15 protein-coding genes and 3 pseudogenes are annotated in these 16,339 nt (G+C 66.9%); 6 read left to right on the forward strand and 12 right to left on the reverse strand.

The window, feature by feature from the left end; genetic code table 11:
• Nucleotides 1–7: 7 nt before the first annotated feature.
• The 10 genes and pseudogenes from NON19_RS27325 to NON19_RS27370 form a co-directional block, all read right to left on the reverse strand.
• Nucleotides 8–1,078 (reverse strand): annotated as a pseudogene (locus NON19_RS27325) (integrase core domain-containing protein).
• Nucleotides 1,079–1,590: 512 nt separating this feature from the next.
• Nucleotides 1,591–1,959 carry a DUF5684 domain-containing protein gene (locus NON19_RS27330; RefSeq protein WP_255931775.1) on the reverse strand — a complete coding sequence of 123 codons (369 nt, stop codon included), beginning with the start codon at nucleotides 1,957–1,959 and terminating at the stop codon, nucleotides 1,591–1,593.
• 77 nt (nucleotides 1,960–2,036) lie between these two features.
• The gene (locus NON19_RS27335; protein WP_255931777.1) at nucleotides 2,037–2,729 is read right to left on the reverse strand and encodes an integrase core domain-containing protein; all 693 of its coding nucleotides are present in this window, start codon (nucleotides 2,727–2,729) and stop codon (nucleotides 2,037–2,039) included.
• A 9-nt stretch (nucleotides 2,730–2,738) separates the two neighbouring features.
• Nucleotides 2,739–3,833, reverse strand: coding sequence for an integrase core domain-containing protein (locus tag NON19_RS27340; RefSeq protein ID WP_255931778.1), 1,095 nt, complete (start codon nucleotides 3,831–3,833; stop codon nucleotides 2,739–2,741).
• A 298-nt stretch (nucleotides 3,834–4,131) separates the two neighbouring features.
• Nucleotides 4,132–4,467: a transposase gene (locus tag NON19_RS27345; protein ID WP_372514304.1), complete on the reverse strand. Its 336-nt coding sequence runs from the start codon at nucleotides 4,465–4,467 to the stop codon at nucleotides 4,132–4,134.
• Between the two features lie 155 nt (nucleotides 4,468–4,622).
• Nucleotides 4,623–5,657: an IS110 family RNA-guided transposase gene (locus tag NON19_RS27350; RefSeq protein ID WP_255931779.1), complete on the reverse strand. Its 1,035-nt coding sequence runs from the start codon at nucleotides 5,655–5,657 to the stop codon at nucleotides 4,623–4,625.
• 276 nt (nucleotides 5,658–5,933) lie between these two features.
• On the reverse strand, nucleotides 5,934–7,148 hold the full coding sequence (locus NON19_RS27355) for a cytochrome P450 (RefSeq protein ID WP_255931780.1): 1,215 nt from the start codon (nucleotides 7,146–7,148) through the stop codon (nucleotides 5,934–5,936).
• Nucleotides 7,149–7,186: 38 nt separating this feature from the next.
• Nucleotides 7,187–8,560: an NAD(P)/FAD-dependent oxidoreductase gene (locus tag NON19_RS27360; protein ID WP_255931781.1), complete on the reverse strand. Its 1,374-nt coding sequence runs from the start codon at nucleotides 8,558–8,560 to the stop codon at nucleotides 7,187–7,189.
• Nucleotides 8,550–8,759, reverse strand: coding sequence for a ferredoxin (locus NON19_RS27365; RefSeq protein WP_255931782.1), 210 nt, complete (start codon nucleotides 8,757–8,759; stop codon nucleotides 8,550–8,552). The genes NON19_RS27360 and NON19_RS27365 overlap by 11 nt, the downstream gene beginning before the upstream one ends.
• 104 nt (nucleotides 8,760–8,863) lie before the next feature.
• Nucleotides 8,864–9,765, reverse strand: a pseudogene (locus NON19_RS27370) (integrase core domain-containing protein).
• On the opposite strand from NON19_RS27370, the gene NON19_RS27375 reads away from it, so the two are divergent.
• Entirely contained in the window at nucleotides 9,682–9,957 is a 276-nt protein-coding gene (locus NON19_RS27375) for a hypothetical protein (protein ID WP_255931811.1), read from the forward strand. The pseudogene NON19_RS27370 and the gene NON19_RS27375 sit on opposite strands and share 84 nt — an antisense overlap.
• Before the next feature lie 125 nt (nucleotides 9,958–10,082).
• Here the strand turns inward: NON19_RS27375 and NON19_RS27380 are convergent.
• Nucleotides 10,083–10,715, reverse strand: a pseudogene (locus tag NON19_RS27380) (integrase core domain-containing protein); the annotation flags it as partial.
• A gap of 283 nt (nucleotides 10,716–10,998) precedes the next feature.
• On the opposite strand from NON19_RS27380, the gene NON19_RS27385 reads away from it, so the two are divergent.
• From NON19_RS27385 to NON19_RS27400, 4 genes are all read left to right on the forward strand, one after another.
• Nucleotides 10,999–12,021 (forward strand): hypothetical protein, encoded by a 1,023-nt coding sequence (locus NON19_RS27385; RefSeq protein ID WP_255931783.1) that lies wholly within the window; start codon nucleotides 10,999–11,001, stop codon nucleotides 12,019–12,021.
• Nucleotides 12,022–12,206: 185 nt separating this feature from the next.
• Nucleotides 12,207–12,494 carry a hypothetical protein gene (locus tag NON19_RS27390; RefSeq protein WP_255931784.1) on the forward strand — a complete coding sequence of 96 codons (288 nt, stop codon included), beginning with the start codon at nucleotides 12,207–12,209 and terminating at the stop codon, nucleotides 12,492–12,494.
• Nucleotides 12,495–12,715: 221 nt separating this feature from the next.
• A complete protein-coding gene (locus NON19_RS27395; protein ID WP_372514307.1) occupies nucleotides 12,716–13,327 on the forward strand; it encodes a caspase family protein in 612 nt (203 codons plus the stop codon).
• Between the two features lie 300 nt (nucleotides 13,328–13,627).
• The gene (locus NON19_RS27400; RefSeq protein ID WP_255931786.1) at nucleotides 13,628–13,936 is read left to right on the forward strand and encodes a hypothetical protein; all 309 of its coding nucleotides are present in this window, start codon (nucleotides 13,628–13,630) and stop codon (nucleotides 13,934–13,936) included.
• Nucleotides 13,937–14,286: 350 nt separating this feature from the next.
• Here NON19_RS27400 and NON19_RS27405 read toward each other — a convergent pair whose 3' ends face one another.
• Nucleotides 14,287–14,931 carry a TetR/AcrR family transcriptional regulator gene (locus NON19_RS27405; RefSeq protein WP_255931787.1) on the reverse strand — a complete coding sequence of 215 codons (645 nt, stop codon included), beginning with the start codon at nucleotides 14,929–14,931 and terminating at the stop codon, nucleotides 14,287–14,289.
• A gap of 99 nt (nucleotides 14,932–15,030) precedes the next feature.
• Here NON19_RS27405 and NON19_RS27410 point away from each other — a divergent pair, with 99 nt between their 5' ends.
• Nucleotides 15,031–16,023, forward strand: a complete 993-nt coding sequence (locus tag NON19_RS27410; protein ID WP_255931788.1) for a 4,5-dihydroxyphthalate decarboxylase — start codon at nucleotides 15,031–15,033, stop codon at nucleotides 16,021–16,023.
• Nucleotides 16,024–16,339: the final 316 nt, after the last annotated feature.

Below are 16,339 nucleotides of genomic sequence, written 5' to 3' on the forward strand. Positions count from 1 at the left end.
ACGCTGGTCAGGCGGCATGTCGGTACGCGTGGAGAGTTCCGCCGAGTCGGTCGTGGCGGCGTATGTTCAGTTGGGTGATCTGGTCCGGATCTGTGGTCGGTGTGGGCCGTGCTCTCAAGGGTGTGCCCTGGTCGAGGGTGCGGTGTGGGCGGTGGGTGTTGTAGTGGTGCTCGAACTCGCCTAGTGCGTTGATGAGATGGCGTTGGTTCCAGATCAGCGTCCGGTCGAGGAGCTCACGTCGGCAGGTTGCTATCCAGCGTTCCATGACCGCGTTCATCCGCGGCATCCTGACGCCGGTGAGCACGGTCTCGATCCCAGCGTCGGCGAGGATCGCGTCGAAGATGTGCGGGTACTTCCCGTCTCGATCTCGGATCAGGAACCGGGCCCGGTATCCGGCGTCCTCCAGGTCCATGACCAGGTTCCGCGCGGACTGGGTGACCCAGGCGGCGTTCGGGTGGGCGGTTGCGCCAAGGATTCGAACCCGGCGGCTGGCCTGCTCAATCACCGCCAACACGTCAGCCTGGTACTGGTGAGTGTGACAGCTTCGAAGAAGTCGCACGCCAGCAGGGCGTCGGCCTGTGAGCGGATGAAGGTTCCCCATGTCGTGGTGGGGCGCTGCGGCGAAGGGGCGATTCCCGCGGCGCGCAGGATCTCCCAGACGGTCGAGGCCGCGACCTTGCTCCCGGGCACCGCGAGCTCGCCATGGATCCGGCGATAACCCCAGGTCGGATTCTCGCGCGCTAGCCGGAGCGCGAGCAGCCGGATAGACCGGACCGTTCTTGGTCGACCCATGTGCTTCGGTCGTGACCGCATGGCGTGCTGGCGGCGGAGGATGTCGCGGTGCCAGCGCAGCACAGTGTCCGGTCTCACGAGCAGCCGCAGTCGGCGCAGGGTTTGCTGGGGGAGGGGGTAGAGGAGTGCGGCCAAACAAGGCCCGGCCTGCGGGCGTGAAGCGGGGACGGGCTCCGCGGAGCTGGCGCTCCAGCACGGCGAGTTGGTGCCGCAACGCCAGGATCTCCACGTCCTTCTCCCGGTCGCTCCTGGGCAGCAGCCGTAGCACAGCGAAGGCGTTAGCCATTGTCAGGTAGGCCAGGCGAGCAGCATGATCGATCATCATGCCCGGCAATGCCGACAGCCGGTGGCGAACAGCACGATACGTTCTCTGACCTGCATGGATGGACTTCTCGGCACCCACAGGGCGAAGACCAGGTAGAGCAGACGTAGCGACACAGTCCGAGATCCTTCCGGAGCGCGGTGCTCTACCCATCGCTGCTGCCCAACCGGCCAGGCCGAGTTCTGGAACCCGACAGGCCGTTCTGGTCGCTCTAACCCCAACAATTCGTCAGGTACTGGCCTTCACAACCGTCTTCCCGCTTACCGTCGCTTGGGCCTCCATCGCAGTCCTGCTGTCTTTGACGCCCGCCCTCACTCGCCGGCCTGGCGTCGGATAACCTACGCCACGTCATCTGCTTGCTCCATGGCGTGCCCGTGCCCAACGGCCGCGCCGAGTGGTACCGCAACCGCTGGCTCAAGGCACCCGCACGCTCAGGTAGTTGCTCGTCGGAGCGCCGAAAAGCGTCCGGGGCTGAGCTATGCAGAGGGATTGGCGTCGACGTACCGAGCGCTGCCGAAGCCCAGGATCGGGATCCCGATCCACGGAAGCAGCCACAGACCGACACCGAACATGGTGCCCTTGTCGAACGACCTCGCGACGTCGATCGATACGACGAGGTGCACGATGACGTTGACTCCCGGGATGAGGTACAAGACCAGCCACCAACCCGGCCGTCCCGCCACCTTGAGCCACAGGTACACGTTGTAGATCGGTATGATCACACCCCAGCCGGGTCGGCTGGCCTTCACCAGCACCCTCCACGTCGCCGCGATCTCCAAAACCGCCACGACAAGAGCGACGACCAGCACACCTACGTGGACAGGGGCGAAGCCTGACTCAGTCATCTGAGCAGCTTCCCACGTGAGCTCTCGAAGGGCTGAACATGGGCTCTTTCGTGATCGTGCTGAAACCCTGAAGGGTGTCAAAACTCCGATCCGGCCGCTGATCTGGGCGTTTCCCGTGACGGCCGAGGAAGCGTGATTGACGCGGCGTGGTACTCGTTGAGCAGTCCGCCGAGTACTTGACGGCGCTGAACTGCTGCTGCGGGCAAGGCGATGACGTTGGGTTCGTCGTTGGGGGCTCGCAGCTGCAGGCTGCGGTGGGCGCGGCTGGTGTTGTAGTGGTCGGTGTACTTGGCGAGGACGGTGCGTAGGTGCCGCTCGCCGGTGATGAGTAGGCGGTTGGTGCATTCGGCGCGCAGGGTGCGTATCCACCGCTCCGCGAAGGCGTTCGACCGCGGGCTCTGCGGTGGGGTCTGGATGACCTCGATGTCGTTGCCGGCGAAGACGGCGTCGAAGGCGGCCGTGAACTTGGCATCGCGATCGCGGATGAGGAACCGGAAACCTTCGGCTCTGTCTCCCAGGTCCATCAGCAGATTCCGGGCGAGCTGCGCTGCCCACTCGCCGGTCGGATGTGCGGTGACGCCGAGAACGTGGACGCGCCGGGTCTTGATCTCCATGACGAAGAAGACGTAAAGGCGCCTGAGGAAGACGGTGTCCACGTGCAGGAAGTCGCAGGCGAGCAGCGTGTGAGCCTGCGAGCGGAGGAAGGTGCGCCAAGGCTGTTGCGTGGCACGTTGTGGTGCGGGAGGCAGTGCGCCTGCCGAAAATCTCATCCGCGCAGTTCAGGCGGCATGGTGGTACTCGTGGAGGACTCCGCCGAGGCGGTCTCTTCGGCGTATGTCTAGGCGGGTGATCTGGCCGGGATCGAGCGGTTCGGGGATGGCTCGCAGGGGTGCCGCCTGGTTCATCGCTTGATGGGGCCGGTGGGCGTTGTGGTGCAGCTCGAACTGGCGGAGGGCGTGCCGGAGGTGGCGCTCGTTCCAGATCAAGGTGCGGTCTAGGAGCTCGTGGCGACAGGTCTGCACCCAGCGCTCCATGATGGCGTTCATGCGGGGCCTCCGGACGCCGGTGAGCACGGTCTGGATGCCGGCGTCTGCCAGGATCTGGTCGAAGAGAGCGGGGAACTTCGCGTCGCGGTCCCGGATCAGGTATGTGACGGTGGCTGCGGCGTCCTCCAGGTCCATGACGAGGTTTCGTGCGGCCTGGCTTACCCACTGCGCGGTGGGGTGCGTGGTGGTGCCGAGGATCCGGATGCGGCGGGTGGCGTGCTCGATGACCGCGAGGATGTACTGGCGCTGGCCGGTCAAGGTGACGGTTTCGATGAAGTCGCAGGCCAGGAGGGCGTCGGCCTGGGAGCGCAGGAAGCCGGCCCAGGTCGTGGTGGCCCGGTCAGGCGCCGGGTCGATGCCCTCGGCTTGGAGGATCTCCCAGACGGTGGAGGCGGCGACTTTGATGCCGAGGGTGGCGAGTTCGCCGTGCACCCTGCGGTAGCCCCACGATGGGTTCTCATGGACCAGGCGCAGGATCAGGATGCGGATCGAACGGACGGTGGGCGGGCGTCCTGGTCTCTTGGGTCGGCAGGTGCGGGCGTGGCGTTGTTTGATCAGGTCGCGGTGCCATCGCAGCACGGTCTCGGGCTGAATCAGCAGCCGGAGCTGGCGCAGGACCTGGCGCGGCAGCGGCGCCAGCAGAGCGGCGAGGAAGGTCCGGTCTTCCGGCGAGAACTTCATCCGGTCCGCGCCGAGTTGCCGCTCAAGGACCATGATCTGGTGGCGCAGGGCGAGAATCTCCGCGTCCTTGTCGCGGTCGCTCATCGGTAGCAGACGCAGCGCGGCGAACGCGTTGGTGACAGCCAGGTAGGCGAGGCGAAGTAACACGAGTGCTCATCCTGCCGCAGCACCGAACAAGCGCCTGAGCTGCGTGGATGACATTCTCGGCAGGCGCACTGTCCTTTGCGCCGGCGGCTGGCCCGCTGGTCGTCGGGCTGCGCGATGGTTGCCTTGATCCCCCGTCAGCAGATGGATCTTGCTGGTCAGTCCGCCCCGCGAGCGCCCCAGCGCCTCCCTGCCATCCTCCTCCACGCGTGCACCGCCCCCTTTTGCGGGAAGTCGCGCGGCGGCCGGTGACGGGCCCCGGCCGCATGCTGATGTGCCCGGCAGGAGGTGGAGTCGATGTTCACCGCCCATTCGCGCCTGCTCTGCGCGCTCTCCTCCTCTGCCGCCTTGGCCAGTGCCCCGTCGGGATCGGTGGCATCCGCCTCGATCTGTAACTCGCCCAGGATCTGCCGCCAGGTGCCGTCCGCTGACCAGCGGCGGTGTCGCTCGTAGACGGTTTGCCAAGGGCCGTACCGCTCGGGCAGGTCCGGCCAGGGCACACCGGTACGGGCCGGTACAACACACCGTTGATTACTGTGCGGTGATCGGCCCACTGCCCACCAGGCTTGCCGTTGGCGGGCAGTAACGGCTCGATCTTCTGCCACTGCGCGTCCGAGAGCTCATGTCGCCGCACCATGAGACGCACCTGCCCAGGCCAGGCACTGATCCACCCACCCAGCAAGAGCCATCAGAAACGGCCTAGCTCCTCCACGGCCAAGTGCTCGGTGATGGTCTCGCTCATCAGGCGTCTCCTTGATCATCGGATCCGCCGTTGATTAGCGCCTCTGTGTGTCAAGCAGCTGCTGCGAGTTGAACTCGCTGATCTCGTTTCATGATCCGGTAGACCACGTTGGAGAGGCGTCGTTTGAGGGCTCGGCGGGCTTCGGCGGGTGTCTTTCCTTCGGAGATCTTGCGGAGGTAGTACTCCCGGCCGCGCCCATCGTTACGGATCTGGCAGACCGCGATGATGTGAAGGGCGCTGTTCAAAGCTCTGTTGCCCCCGGTGTTGAGCCGATGGCGTACTCGTTTGCCGCTGGAGGCGTCCAAGGGCGCGCTGCCGACGTAGCTGGCGAAGTGGTGTTCCGTCGGGAAGCGGCTGATGTCGCCGACGTGGCCCACGAGCTTCGCAGCCAGCACCGTGCCCAGTCCGGGCAGCGACGTCAGGCTGGTTCGTGCGGCAGCGAGAGCATCGCGCATCTGGGCCTCGTTGCCCTTGACCTGCCGGTCAAGCCTGCGCAGATCGGCCAGCAGATCACGAGCGATGTCCCGGCGGCAGTGGTCCGTCGCGGTGGCCGGCCGGATGCCCTTCATCAAAGTCGCGGCCTTCTCCGCCGACAGCCGTGTGGGGGCGCCACCGGGCAACAGGTCGCGAAGGACCGCGTGGAGACGGTTGACGATACGGGTCCGCTCGCCGGTCAGGTCGTCGTGCCGCTCGGTCAGCAGCCGCAGGATCGTGGACTGGTCCTCCGCGGTGACCCTGCGCAGATCGGTGCGGAAGAGCGCGACCTGAGCCACGTGAAGAGCGTCTGCGGGGTCGGTCTTCCGGTCCCCGCCGGTGGCCAGGAGACGAGCCCTGGCCGACAAGGTGGAAGGCACGTCAACGACATCCTCGCCCGCGGCGGCCAGCTGCTGAGCAAGAGACCGGCCGAGACCGCTGGCGCCTTCGACCGCGAACCGGCGCCCCGGCCACTGCGCGCACCAGTGCAGAAGCCGACCGAAGGTCCCGGAGTTGACGATGAACCGCCGCTGACCAACCTTGTGGCCTGCTGCATCGACAGCGACTGCGGTGTGCGAGGACTTGTGGGGATCGATCCCGATGATGATCATGCGCATCCTGACCTGGCGGCTGACGGGCAGAAATGTGCGGTGGGCACTCTGACTTGAAGTAGCAGTCACACACATTCATGCCTCTGTCGAGCCACACCGCGCGGGTGCCGGACGGCGGCGGCACGCTAATCATGAGCCAGCCCGCAGGGCGGCAAGACACTACACGAGCCCATGCCGACCGGCACCCTGGACGCTACGGCTGCAGACCGAGCGCCTGCGGTCGATTCAACAAGTCAGACACTCCCCGATTCCCCGCCAAGGTTGCTTGCGAGAGCATCAGCAAGGCCAGGGCTGCTGCATCTCGATGGGCAGGTGGCGGGGGCCGCGAAGCATGGCGGCGTACCGGTAGGGAGGAGGGTCCTGGAGCAGGTATGCCGTGCCGAGGTGGGGGATGAGCGCGCCGAGCGCGGCTTGGGCTTCGACGCGGGCGAGTGGTGCGCCGTAGCACAGGTGAATGCCGCTGCCGAAGCCGAGGTGCTCGTTGTCCGGGCGGGTGGGGTCGAACCGGTCGGGCTCGTGGAACCGCTTGGGGTCGCGGTTGCCTGAGGCCAGCGCGAGCACGGTGGAGGTGCCCTTGGCAATGCTGGTACCAGCGATCTCCACGTCGGCGAGGGGGATGCGCTCGCGCATGTGGACCGGGGGCTCGTAGCGCAGCAGTTCCTCCACCGCCCTGGGTAGCAGGTCGGGCTCCCGGCGCAGCCGGTCGAGCTGGTCGGGGCGGCGCAGCAGGGTGAGTACCCCGTTGGCGATCAGGTTGACGGTGGTCTCGTGTCCGGCGATGAGCAGCAACACGGCGGTTTCCGCGAGCTCCTCGCGGGTGAGCAGCATGGCCGGGTCTGGTTCGTTGACGAAGGCGGAGAGCATGTCGCCGGTGGGGTGGCCGCGGCGTTGCTCGGCGAGGTTCACCAGGTACTGGCCCATTTCGATCCGCGCCTGGTCGCCCGCCCGGTCCTGCTCGATGGAGTCCTTGTCTTCGGGCCTGACGTCGGCGGACGCGACGATGGCGTTGGACCATTCACGGAACAGCGGCTCGTCCTCGCGTGGGACGCCGAGCAGCCGACAGATGACCGTGACGGGCAGCGGATAGGCGAAGTCGTCGACGACGTCGATCTGGGCGCGGTCCCGGAGTCCGTCGAGCAGTTCGTCCGTGACTTCGGTGATCTCGCCGCGCATGGCGTCGATCCGGCCGGGGCTGTGCGGGGGGCCGAACGGCCGCATGGCCAGGGTGCGCAGCCTGTGGTGCTCGGGGTCGTCCAGCCGCAGGAACGGTGGCTTCGGTGCCCCCTCGGGCGGGGCGGTGAGATTGCGGGGGTCTGCGCTGAATCGCGGATCGTGGAGCAGGGCGCTGATCTCGTGGTAGGTGCCGACCAGGTAGCTTCCGTCTTCCTGCCGCACCACTCGACCGGCTTCACGGAGTTCCGCGTACAGCGGGTACGGGTCGGAGCGGTTAGCGTAGTCGGTGATCCGTTCCAGGAGGGTCTCGGCGGCCATGGGGCTCGGCTCCTCGGGGTGTGAGGGGACGCGAGTGGTCAGCTCGTGGGCTGCACCACGGTCAGTCGGCGGTCGGGCAGGTGTCCGGTGAGCGCTACGGTGGGGCCGTGGGACAGGCCCTTCGGATCGGGCACATCGGAGGGAACCGGGATCTCGGCCGCGATCGGACGGTCCGCCGCGCCGGGCACGGGTGGGAACGGTGCGGCGGTTTCGATCAGGTGCTGGTAGTACGGAAGCGACTTGGCCATGTCGACGGTGACCGCGGCGGTGACGCGGCCGCGGTAGCCGTACACCATGACTACACGGCGCTCCTCCAGCGAACCTTGGGCGATGACGACATGGTCGGAGAGGGTGGGTACGCCTACCGCCTTGATGTTGAGCCCGAACTGGGTTGACCAGAACGTCGGGAGGGCGAGGTGCGGGCGCCTCAGCGGCCCGGCACTGACCATGTTGTGGGCTGCCACCTCGGCCTGCGCGACCGCGTTGCCCCAGTGCTCCAGGGAGAGCAACTGGTACTCGAACAGTGGGTGCGGGAAGCGGGAGACATCGCCGGCCACGAAGACGTCGTCGGTGACGATCCCGTACATGTCGAAGGCTCGGCACCCGGCGTCGCAGGCGAGGCCGCGCGGACCCGCCGCCAGTCCCGCCTCGGCCAGCCATTCGACGTTGCGGACCGCCCCCAGCGCCGCGACGCACACGTCTGCTTCCACGCGGCTGCCGTCGGACAGGTCCGCACCGGTGAGTCGGCCGTTGCCATCCCCGCGCAGGGCGGTGACGGTCACCCCGCAGCGCAGGTCCACGCCGTTGTTGCGATGCATGGCCGCAGCCAGCTTCGACAGCGTGCCGCCGAGCGCGCCCACCAGCGGCGCGGGGCCGCGTTCGGTGACCGTGACCTCCAGTCCGCGTTCCCGGCAGGCCGAGGCGATCTCCGAGCCGGTGAAGCCGCCGCCGATCACCAGCACCCGCTGCGGCCCGGCGGCCAGTCGCTCGGCCAGGCCCGCGGCGTCGTCGCGGGTGCGCAGGGTGAAGACCCCGTCCAAGGCGGCTTCCCGTGGATTTGGCCAGGGCCGCGCCCGGGTCCCGGTGGCGACCAGCAGCCGGTCGTACGGCAGCGACTCGCCCTCGGCCAGCACCACCCGTTTGTCGACGGGGTCCAGGCCAGTGGCCCGAACGCCCAGTCGCCAGTCCGCGTCTGGATCCCGGCGCATCGGCAGCCCGGTGGTGTCCGCCGCGACGTGGCCGAGCAGCACCTGTTTGGACAGCGGCGGCCGGTCGTAGGGCGGATACGGCTCGTCGCCCACCACGGTCAGTGAGCCGGTGAAGCCCTCCTCGCGCAGCGCCTCAGCGGCCCGCAATCCAGCCAGCGACGCGCCGACGATCACGATGCGGCCGTCCCGACGGTCACCGGCCACGGGCGCTCACCTCCTCGCCGAGGAGGATGGCCTGGACCGGGCAGGCCGCAGCGGCCTGGCGCACGCGCTCCAGCTGGTCATCGGGGACGGCTGAGGAGTACAGCAACCCCTCTTCGCCGTGCAGCTGGAACACCTCCGGCGCGAGGAACACACACTGCGCATAGCCCTGGCAACGGGTGAGGTCCACAACGATCCGCATCCCACCGCTCCCTCTGCCGCCTCAGCTCCCTGTTCCTTCCAGGATGAGGGACGAATCAGATGCCCGCACGGGCTACCGCCGCCGACACTGCGGGTGCCGATTAATCATCCGGCCTGGTCAAGCGTATGTCGGTACTCGTGCAGGGTTCCGCCGAGTCGGTCTCGGCGGCGAACTTCCAGGTGTCTGATGTGTGCTGGCACGTTGATCGGTTCGGGCAGTGGGCGAAGGGGTGTGGCTTGCTTCAGCGTTCGTGTGGCCGGTGTTCGTTGTAGAAGGTTCGAATTCCCGGTGCGCGCGGAGCAGATGGCTCTGGTTCCAGATCAGGGTGTGGTCGAGGAGCTGGCGTCGGCAGGTCTGTATCCAGCGTTCCGTGAGCGAGTGCGTTCGGGGTATCTGGATGCCGGTGGTGACGACCTTCAGGCCGGCGTCGGTCAGCAGTGCGTCGAGGGCGGCGGTGAACTTCGAGTCTCGGTCTCGGATCAGGAACTTGGCTCTGTTGTCCGCGTCCTGCAGGTCCATGAGGAGATTGCGGCCGGGCTGCACGATCCACGCCTCGGTGGGGTGGGCTGTTGCGCCCAGGATCCGGATGCGCCTCGTGGAGTGCTCGATGACGGCGAAGACGTACAGGCGCGGCCCGGTCAGGGTGCGGGTCTCGAAGAGATCGCAGGCGAGCAGTGCGGCTGCCTGGTTGCGGAGGAAGTCGGCTCAGGTCGTGCTCTGCCGTTCAGGTGCGGGTGGGATGCCGTGCTCGCGGAGGATCTCCCAGACGGTCGAAGCGGCGATCTTGATGCCGAGGGCCGTGAGCTCGCCGTGGATTCGGCGATACCCTCACGAGCTGTTCTCGCGGGCCAAGCGCAGGACGAGGGCGCGAATAGAGCGGACGGTGGGCGGGCGCCCGCGACGCTTGCACGCAGGTCGCAGCATGGCGTCGCTTGAGCAGGTTGCGGTGCCAGCGCAGAAGCGTGTCGGGGTGTGCGAGCAGCAGGAGGTGCCGCAGCTTTTCCATGGGGAGGTGGTGGAGCAGGCTGGCGAGGACAGCGCGGTCGGTGTCGGTGAACGTGGGCTTGCCGACCTGGCGCTTAAGGACCAGCAGTTGGTGTCGCAGCGCGAGGATCTCGATGTCTTTGTCCCGGTCACTCATCGGCAGCAGGCGCAGGAGCGCGAAGGTGTTCGTAGCGGCGAGGTAGGCCAGGCGTAGCAGCACGACAGATCATGATGCCGTCGACGCCCTGAGCAGGTGAAGACTCTGAGCGATCGGCGGTCACGGCCCGGAGATTGGCGATCAAGGGCACGACCTGGACGGATGATTTATCGGCACCCGCAGAGTTGCCCTCGAGCCTGGTGCGGGCGATGACCGTTGTAGTGCCGGGCATAGGCATCGAGGACCTGCCGAGCATGGGACTCGTTCCATATCAGCACGTGGTCGAGAACCTCGCGCCGCAGGGTGCCAATGACCCGCTCGCAGTGCGCGTTCATCCGGGGAGCCCGCGGCGCGGTTCTCACCACCTCGATGTCGTCGGCCGCGAAGACCGCGTCGAAGGACTCGGTGTACTTCGCGTCCCGGTCCCGGAGCAGGAAACGCAGCGAGTCCACCCGCACACCCAACTCGACGGCGACGTTTCTCGCCTGCTGGACCGTCCAGGACCCGGTGGGATGCGCAGTCACTCCCGCGACGCGCAGCCGGCGTGTGCCGTGCTCGAGAAAGACCAGCGCGTACACCCGTCGCAGGTCGACCAGGTCGATGTGCAGGAAGTCGCAGGCGATGACGCCCTCGGCCTGCGCTGCCAGGAACTCACGCCACGTCGGGCCGCTGCGGCGCGGGGCCGGGTCAATGCCGGCCGTCGTCAGGATCTCCCAGACCGTCGTCGAGCCGAGCGAATGCCCGAGCCGAACCAGTTCGCCCTGGATCCGACGGCAGCTCCAACGAGGATTCTCGTGGGCTAGCCGCACCACCACTGTCCTCCCTCCTCTCGGCCTCCCCAGCAGTGAGGGCACCCAAAGGTTGGGCGCGCCGCAGCCTGGCCGCACACCCGGCACCTGCGTAACTGCCACGAACGCTGGGCCCATAACCACCCAGCGCTCCTCCGCTTCGCCTACTCAACCCGGCAGCCACCGCACACTCATGCCGAACTGATCTCCAAGCCCGCGACGTAGCCAAGCCGGGAGCGGCACGGAACCCCATCGTTGGCAGGTTGCGCTTCTCAGCTTTCGTTCAGGATCGCTCCCTAGCGTTTCGTCCATGGTGAACAAACGCATTGCTGCAGGAATCGGTGTGCTGATGGCGATGACCTTCACCGGCGCGTGCGGGGCGGCCTCTGGGGCTCCCGTGCCCGATAGAGCTGCCGCTCCTGCGTCCCACAACAAGATGGCGGCGAACTATCTGTACGCTTCGATCGGAGACTTCGACACCACGGTCAAACCCTTGATCGATCGCCCGGGCATCGCCGGCGTGCAGGTCGTGGTGCCGTGGAAGATGCTCGAACGAAAGGAGAACCAGTATGACTTCGCGCAGATCGAACAGGCCCTGAACTACCTGCAGCCGCGCCACAAGAAGCTGTTCGTCCAGGTCCAGGACCGGTTCTTCGCCTTGCCGGCCAAGCTCCCGAACTACCTGCTGACTAACCCGCGGTACCACGGTGGCGCAGCTCAGACAAAGAACGACAATGGCCTCGGCGCCGGTCCCCCCGGAGCCATCGCGGCACAGTGGGTTCCGCAGGTGAGGGACCGCTTCCAGCGTCTACTGAAGGCACTGGCGCAGCAGTTCGACGGTCGCCTCGCCGGAGTGAATCTCCCGGAAACCGCTACCGAGGTGGACACCAGCAAGGACCACACCGGATACACCGACGATGCCTACTTCAAGGCAGAGCTCGACAACATGGCTTACGGCAAGAAGGTCTTCACCAAGACGCCGTTCATCCAGTACGTCAACTTCTGGCCGGGCGAATGGAACAACAGCCGCAACTACATGCGGCGAACCTTCGCATTCGCCAAGGCGCACGGCATCGGCCTGGGCGGACCTGACATCCTGCCGAACCGACCGGCGCAGATGCAAAACTCGTACCCCTTCTTCGCGCGGTACCGAGGACAGCTCCCGATCGTGGCCATGGCTGTACAGGAGCCCGACTTCCAATACACGAACCCTCAAACGAAGAAGCCCTACACCCGGCAAGAGTTCACCGATTTCGGCACGAACACCCTCGGTGCCAACTGCATCTTCTGGGCCACCAGCGCGCCCTGGCTCCACCAGCCGACGGCAAAGTAGATAGGGCCACCCGTCCTGAGCAGTCTGGCGACGTCGCGCCAGGTCGCTCCGGATAAGCGAGTACGAAGCCGTTCGGGCTTCGGGCTGAGGTGGGGGCCTCGTTGGTCAGCCTGTGACAGAAGACCTCAAGGCCCTCACCACGGTGCTTCCGGATTCGGGAGGTCGCGAAGTGGGCGTCCCGGTTGTTGGACGAGCTGTCCGAGTTTGACGACGCCTCGACCGATACGGAGACCGGGGAAGCACCGGAACGTTCGAAGGGCTTGGGGACTGCGACCGGGGCGCTGCTGGCCCGGCTGGCGAGTATCGACGTTCTCAAGCCGCTGCTGGAGGCAGTGCGCGCGTGGACAACGCGCACCGGGCGCACGGTGGAAGTCAGCATCGACGGGGACCTGCTCAAGCTGACCGGCGCGAGCCAGGAGCAGCAGGAGCACGTGATCCAAGCCTGGCTTGCCCGGCACGCTCCGCTTGCCTGAGTTGCCGGCCGAGAACCGATCGGCCTTGGTGATCGCGACGGGTGTCTACGCCGACGCGCAACTGGTGCGGCTGCGTGCCCCGGCCCGCGACGCCGTGGACCTGGCCGCAGTGCTCGGCGACCCACAGCGTGGCCGATTCAAAGTCACCCCGCTGATCGACCGGCCTGCCCACGATATCCGCGTGGAAATGGAGGACTTCCTCGCCGATCGCGCCCCGGACGATCTGCTGGTGGTGTACCTGGGTGTACCTGTCCTGCCACGGAGTGCGCGACGCAAGCGGTCGGCTGCACTTCGCCGCAGCCGACACATTCAAGAGGCGCTTAGCATCCACCGGCGTCGAGTCGCAGTGGCTGCTCGACCGGTTGGACGAGCGCCGAGCACGGCGTCAGGCGCTGATCTTGGACTGTTGTTTCAGCGGCGCTTTCGATGCCACCGGCAGGAAAGGGGAGGCCGAAGGGGAGCTGCGGCGCCTACTGGTTGGGCATGGCCGCGGGCGGGTGGTGCTGACCGCCTCGCCTGCCGGGGAGTACTCCTATGCGGGCCCGGCCCTGCCCGGGGCCGAGATCACCGGGTCGGTGTTCACCACCGGGCTGGTCAAGGGCTTGCGCACCGGCGGCGCGGACAGCGATAACGACGGGCTGATCTCGGTCGAGGACGCCTATGACTACGTCTACACCTACGTCCAGGCCCACGCTGCCGCTCAGACCCCGCGACGCTGGACGTACGGCGCCGAGGGAAAGATCTTGCTCGCCCGCAACCCCGCGGGCCGACTCCGGCCCGACCGGCTGGTCACAGCCCGCGTCACAGGACCCGCTTGCCAGGACGGCATCTGATGAGCCTTCGACGACGGGCCGTGGCCGTGAGCCGATAGACGCATCCGCTGTCCACCTGACCTCCATGACCGCTCCCCAACCGCCACAGCCCCAGGAAAAGCCACAACCGCCCGCAAACGACGGTTCTTTCGACGTCGCGTGGACCGGCACAGTGTCCCTGGACAGCTACGCCGAGAAAGTTCCCGCAGTCTCCTGGCGGACCTTCGCAGGATGGACGGTGGCCCTGGCGGCCGTGGCCGTCTCGCTCATCATCACGGTAGTGCTGTACCCGTACAGAACCCGTCCGACGGGGATACTGGCATGGCCGTCATCGTGTCGCTGTTCGGCCCGCCAGTCCTCGGGCTCTGCGCGGGTGCCGTTCGAATAAAGAAGCTCACCGACCTGCCCGAACCGCTCCCAGGCTGGACCTTGCACGTCGGCCCGAACTACATCATGACCACGGCCGCTGCCGGACCCCGCGAGTTCACCTGGGACCGGATCAAGAACGTCACCATCAGGGACTTCCGTACCGGGGGGCCGTACCAGTACACCGTGCTCTTCCTGGAACTCGCGCCGGACTTCGCCCCCTCATCGTTGGCCTCGGCAGGATGGCCCCACCCCAAGGTGTAGCCCAGCCGCTACCAGAGCGTCCCGAAGGGACGCCCGGTCTGTGTCCTGGGGCCGATGACGCACGAACAGCGGCATGCCTGGATGCGGGAGATTTCGGCGTGTACAACTCGGAGATCCTGGGCGGCGCACTGACGAGACCGGCCACGGCCTGGCCATCTCACCGCCGCCGGGTGCCTTGGTGGCGATGTCTTCCAGCAGCAGGCTGACGATCTGGTCGTAGGCGCCCAAGACGAGTCGTAGGCGCCCAAGACGAGGTGTTTGAGCTGAGCCAACACCCCGATCACAGGGCGTAGACGACCACGTGATCTTGAGGCTCCGTGCCTGTGTTACTTCCCGACCCAGCCATACACCTATGCGCGCAAGCTCTTATCCGTGCGCTCGGCTCCGTCGAGCAACCCCCGGATGGCGTTGGTGAATCCCGCTGTGTCTGTCACGCCGAAGGCCACACGCTGGAGCAAGAATCCGTGCAGCAGACCGATCACTGCTCGTGCGCCGTTCTCCGGCTCCACGGTGTGCACAGCGTCAGCCGCCTGCCCGCGGCGCAGGGCGTCGGCGATGCTGCGCCGGACCCGTTCGAAGCCCTCGAAGGCGCGGGCGTGCACGGCGTCATTGCGCAGAAGTTCCGACCAGGTCTGCACGACGCACCGCAGCAGTTCCTCGACCGGCACCACCTGCCCTGCGGCGTCAGTGACGGTCTCGGCACTCAGCGCCTGCAGGGAGGCGGCGACCAGGTCGCCCGGGGACGGGGCGTCAGCGACCGCGGCCAGCCGCTCCATGGGCTCGAAGATCAGCCGGAAGGCGTCCGCGGCGATGGCCAGGATGATCTCCTCCTTGCTCGCGAAGTAGCGGTAGGGGGCACCCGCGGAGACACCGGCTGCGGCGGCGATGTCCGGCATCGAGGTCTGGTGGAAGCCGTCTCGGGCGAAACAGCGGCGGGCCGCGCCCATGATCTGCGCACGCTTGGCTTCCCGACGCTCGGGTGTGATGCGCGGCATGGCCGACCTCCCTCAAAGTAAATGAACGTTCATCTTGACGTGGGACCCTATCGGGTCCATCGTAAAAGTGAATAGTCATTCACGGAAGTGGGGATCTTGATGGGTGCAGGGCTGACCATCGGCACTTACCGGTACGAGCACACCGAGGCGCTGTTCGACGGCCGCGTGAAGATCGACGGGGTGGACGCCGCCCTTGAGACGGAGCCGCTGATCTCGGACCTCTTCCGGCACATGCTCGAAGGCCGCTACGGCATAGCGGAACTCGGGTTGACCTACTTCCTGCGCACCTTCGACCTGGAGGACGCGCTGTTCCTGGCGCTGCCCATCTTCCCGAACCGCAACTTCCGTCACTCCGCCATCTTCGTGAACACCGAGGCGGGGATCGAGCGGCCGCAGGACCTTGCCGGCAAGACGATCGGCGAGTTCGCGCTCTTCGGACACGACGCCGGGGTCTGGCCCAAGGGCATCCTCGCGGACGAGTACGGCGTGACTGTCGACCAGTGCCGCTGGGTCATCGGCGGCACCAACCATTCCATCCCCGCGTTCGACTGGGTCCCGCAGCCGGTGCCGGACGGCGTGCACGTACGGCACGCCCCGGCTGGCCAGACGCTGGGCGCCATGCTTGAGTCCGGAGAGATCGACGCGCTCATCTCGGTCGATGTGCCCCAGGCCCTGTTGCAGGGATCGACGAGGATCGCCCGGCTCTTCCCCGACTACGAGCAGGTCGAGCGCGACTACTACCGGCGTACCGGGATCTTCCCCCCGATGCACCTCGTCGCGGTCCGCAAGGACCTGGTCCACCGCACGGGGGAGCTGCGCTCGGTCTACCGCGCCTTCGTCAAGGCCAAGAACCTGGCCGAGCGTAAGCACCTCAAGGACGCCGCGAAGCAGCACATGAGCCTGGTGACCCCCTGGTTCAGCAGCCTGTTCGAACGCAACCGCCGCCTGCTCGGCGAGGACTGGTGGCCCTACGGCCTGGGTGCGAACCGCAAGGCGGTCGACACCTTCCTGCGCTACCACCACGAGCAGGGCCTCTCCAAGCGCCTGCTGACCAGCCAGGACATCTTTGTTCCCGAGTTCCTCGACACCTGAGCAGCACGAACCAGGCGCGAAGGAAGACCTGCGCATTCGGGAACGCGTTCGGCCTATTCACCTACCTCACATTCGGCCGGAGCGAGGACCGACAGCCGTCTTGCGGGTGTCAGTGCAGCGGGTGCCGCGGCGGCACGAGCAGTCTCCGATCGACTACGCGGTCCGGTGCCTGGCGGACACCGCCGCTCTGGTAACAGAAACCGCCGAACGTGACGCATCGGTGCTGATCCTCCGGTGGGTGGTGCGTTGATCACTTGTGGGTGCCATCGTTTGCCGACAGGGGTCAGACGACGTCAGAGCCTCTGTCGGCTGGGAA

The sequence above is a fragment of the Streptantibioticus rubrisoli genome (genome assembly GCF_024436055.1).
Classification (GTDB): Bacteria; Actinomycetota; Actinomycetes; order Streptomycetales; family Streptomycetaceae; genus Streptantibioticus_A; species Streptantibioticus_A rubrisoli.

Bases quoted from the DNA above. Each gene is read 5' to 3' on its own strand.
- NON19_RS27345 (WP_372514304.1), bottom strand. From the start codon at position 4,467: ATGGTGCGGCGACATGAGCTCTCGGACGCGCAGTGGCAGAAGATCGAG.
- NON19_RS27350 (WP_255931779.1), bottom strand. From the start codon at position 5,657: ATGATCATCATCGGGATCGATCCCCACAAGTCCTCGCACACCGCAGTC.
- NON19_RS27355 (WP_255931780.1), bottom strand. From the start codon at position 7,148: ATGGCCGCCGAGACCCTCCTGGAACGGATCACCGACTACGCTAACCGC.
- NON19_RS27405 (WP_255931787.1), bottom strand. From the start codon at position 14,931: ATGCCGCGCATCACACCCGAGCGTCGGGAAGCCAAGCGTGCGCAGATC.
- NON19_RS27335 (WP_255931777.1), bottom strand. From the start codon at position 2,729: ATGAGATTTTCGGCAGGCGCACTGCCTCCCGCACCACAACGTGCCACG.
- NON19_RS27365 (WP_255931782.1), bottom strand. From the start codon at position 8,759: ATGCGGATCGTTGTGGACCTCACCCGTTGCCAGGGCTATGCGCAGTGT.
- NON19_RS27410 (WP_255931788.1), top strand. From the start codon at position 15,031: ATGGGTGCAGGGCTGACCATCGGCACTTACCGGTACGAGCACACCGAG.
- NON19_RS27330 (WP_255931775.1), bottom strand. From the start codon at position 1,959: ATGACTGAGTCAGGCTTCGCCCCTGTCCACGTAGGTGTGCTGGTCGTC.
- NON19_RS27385 (WP_255931783.1), top strand. From the start codon at position 10,999: ATGGTGAACAAACGCATTGCTGCAGGAATCGGTGTGCTGATGGCGATG.
- NON19_RS27375 (WP_255931811.1), top strand. From the start codon at position 9,682: ATGGCGTCGCTTGAGCAGGTTGCGGTGCCAGCGCAGAAGCGTGTCGGG.
- NON19_RS27400 (WP_255931786.1), top strand. From the start codon at position 13,628: ATGGCCGTCATCGTGTCGCTGTTCGGCCCGCCAGTCCTCGGGCTCTGC.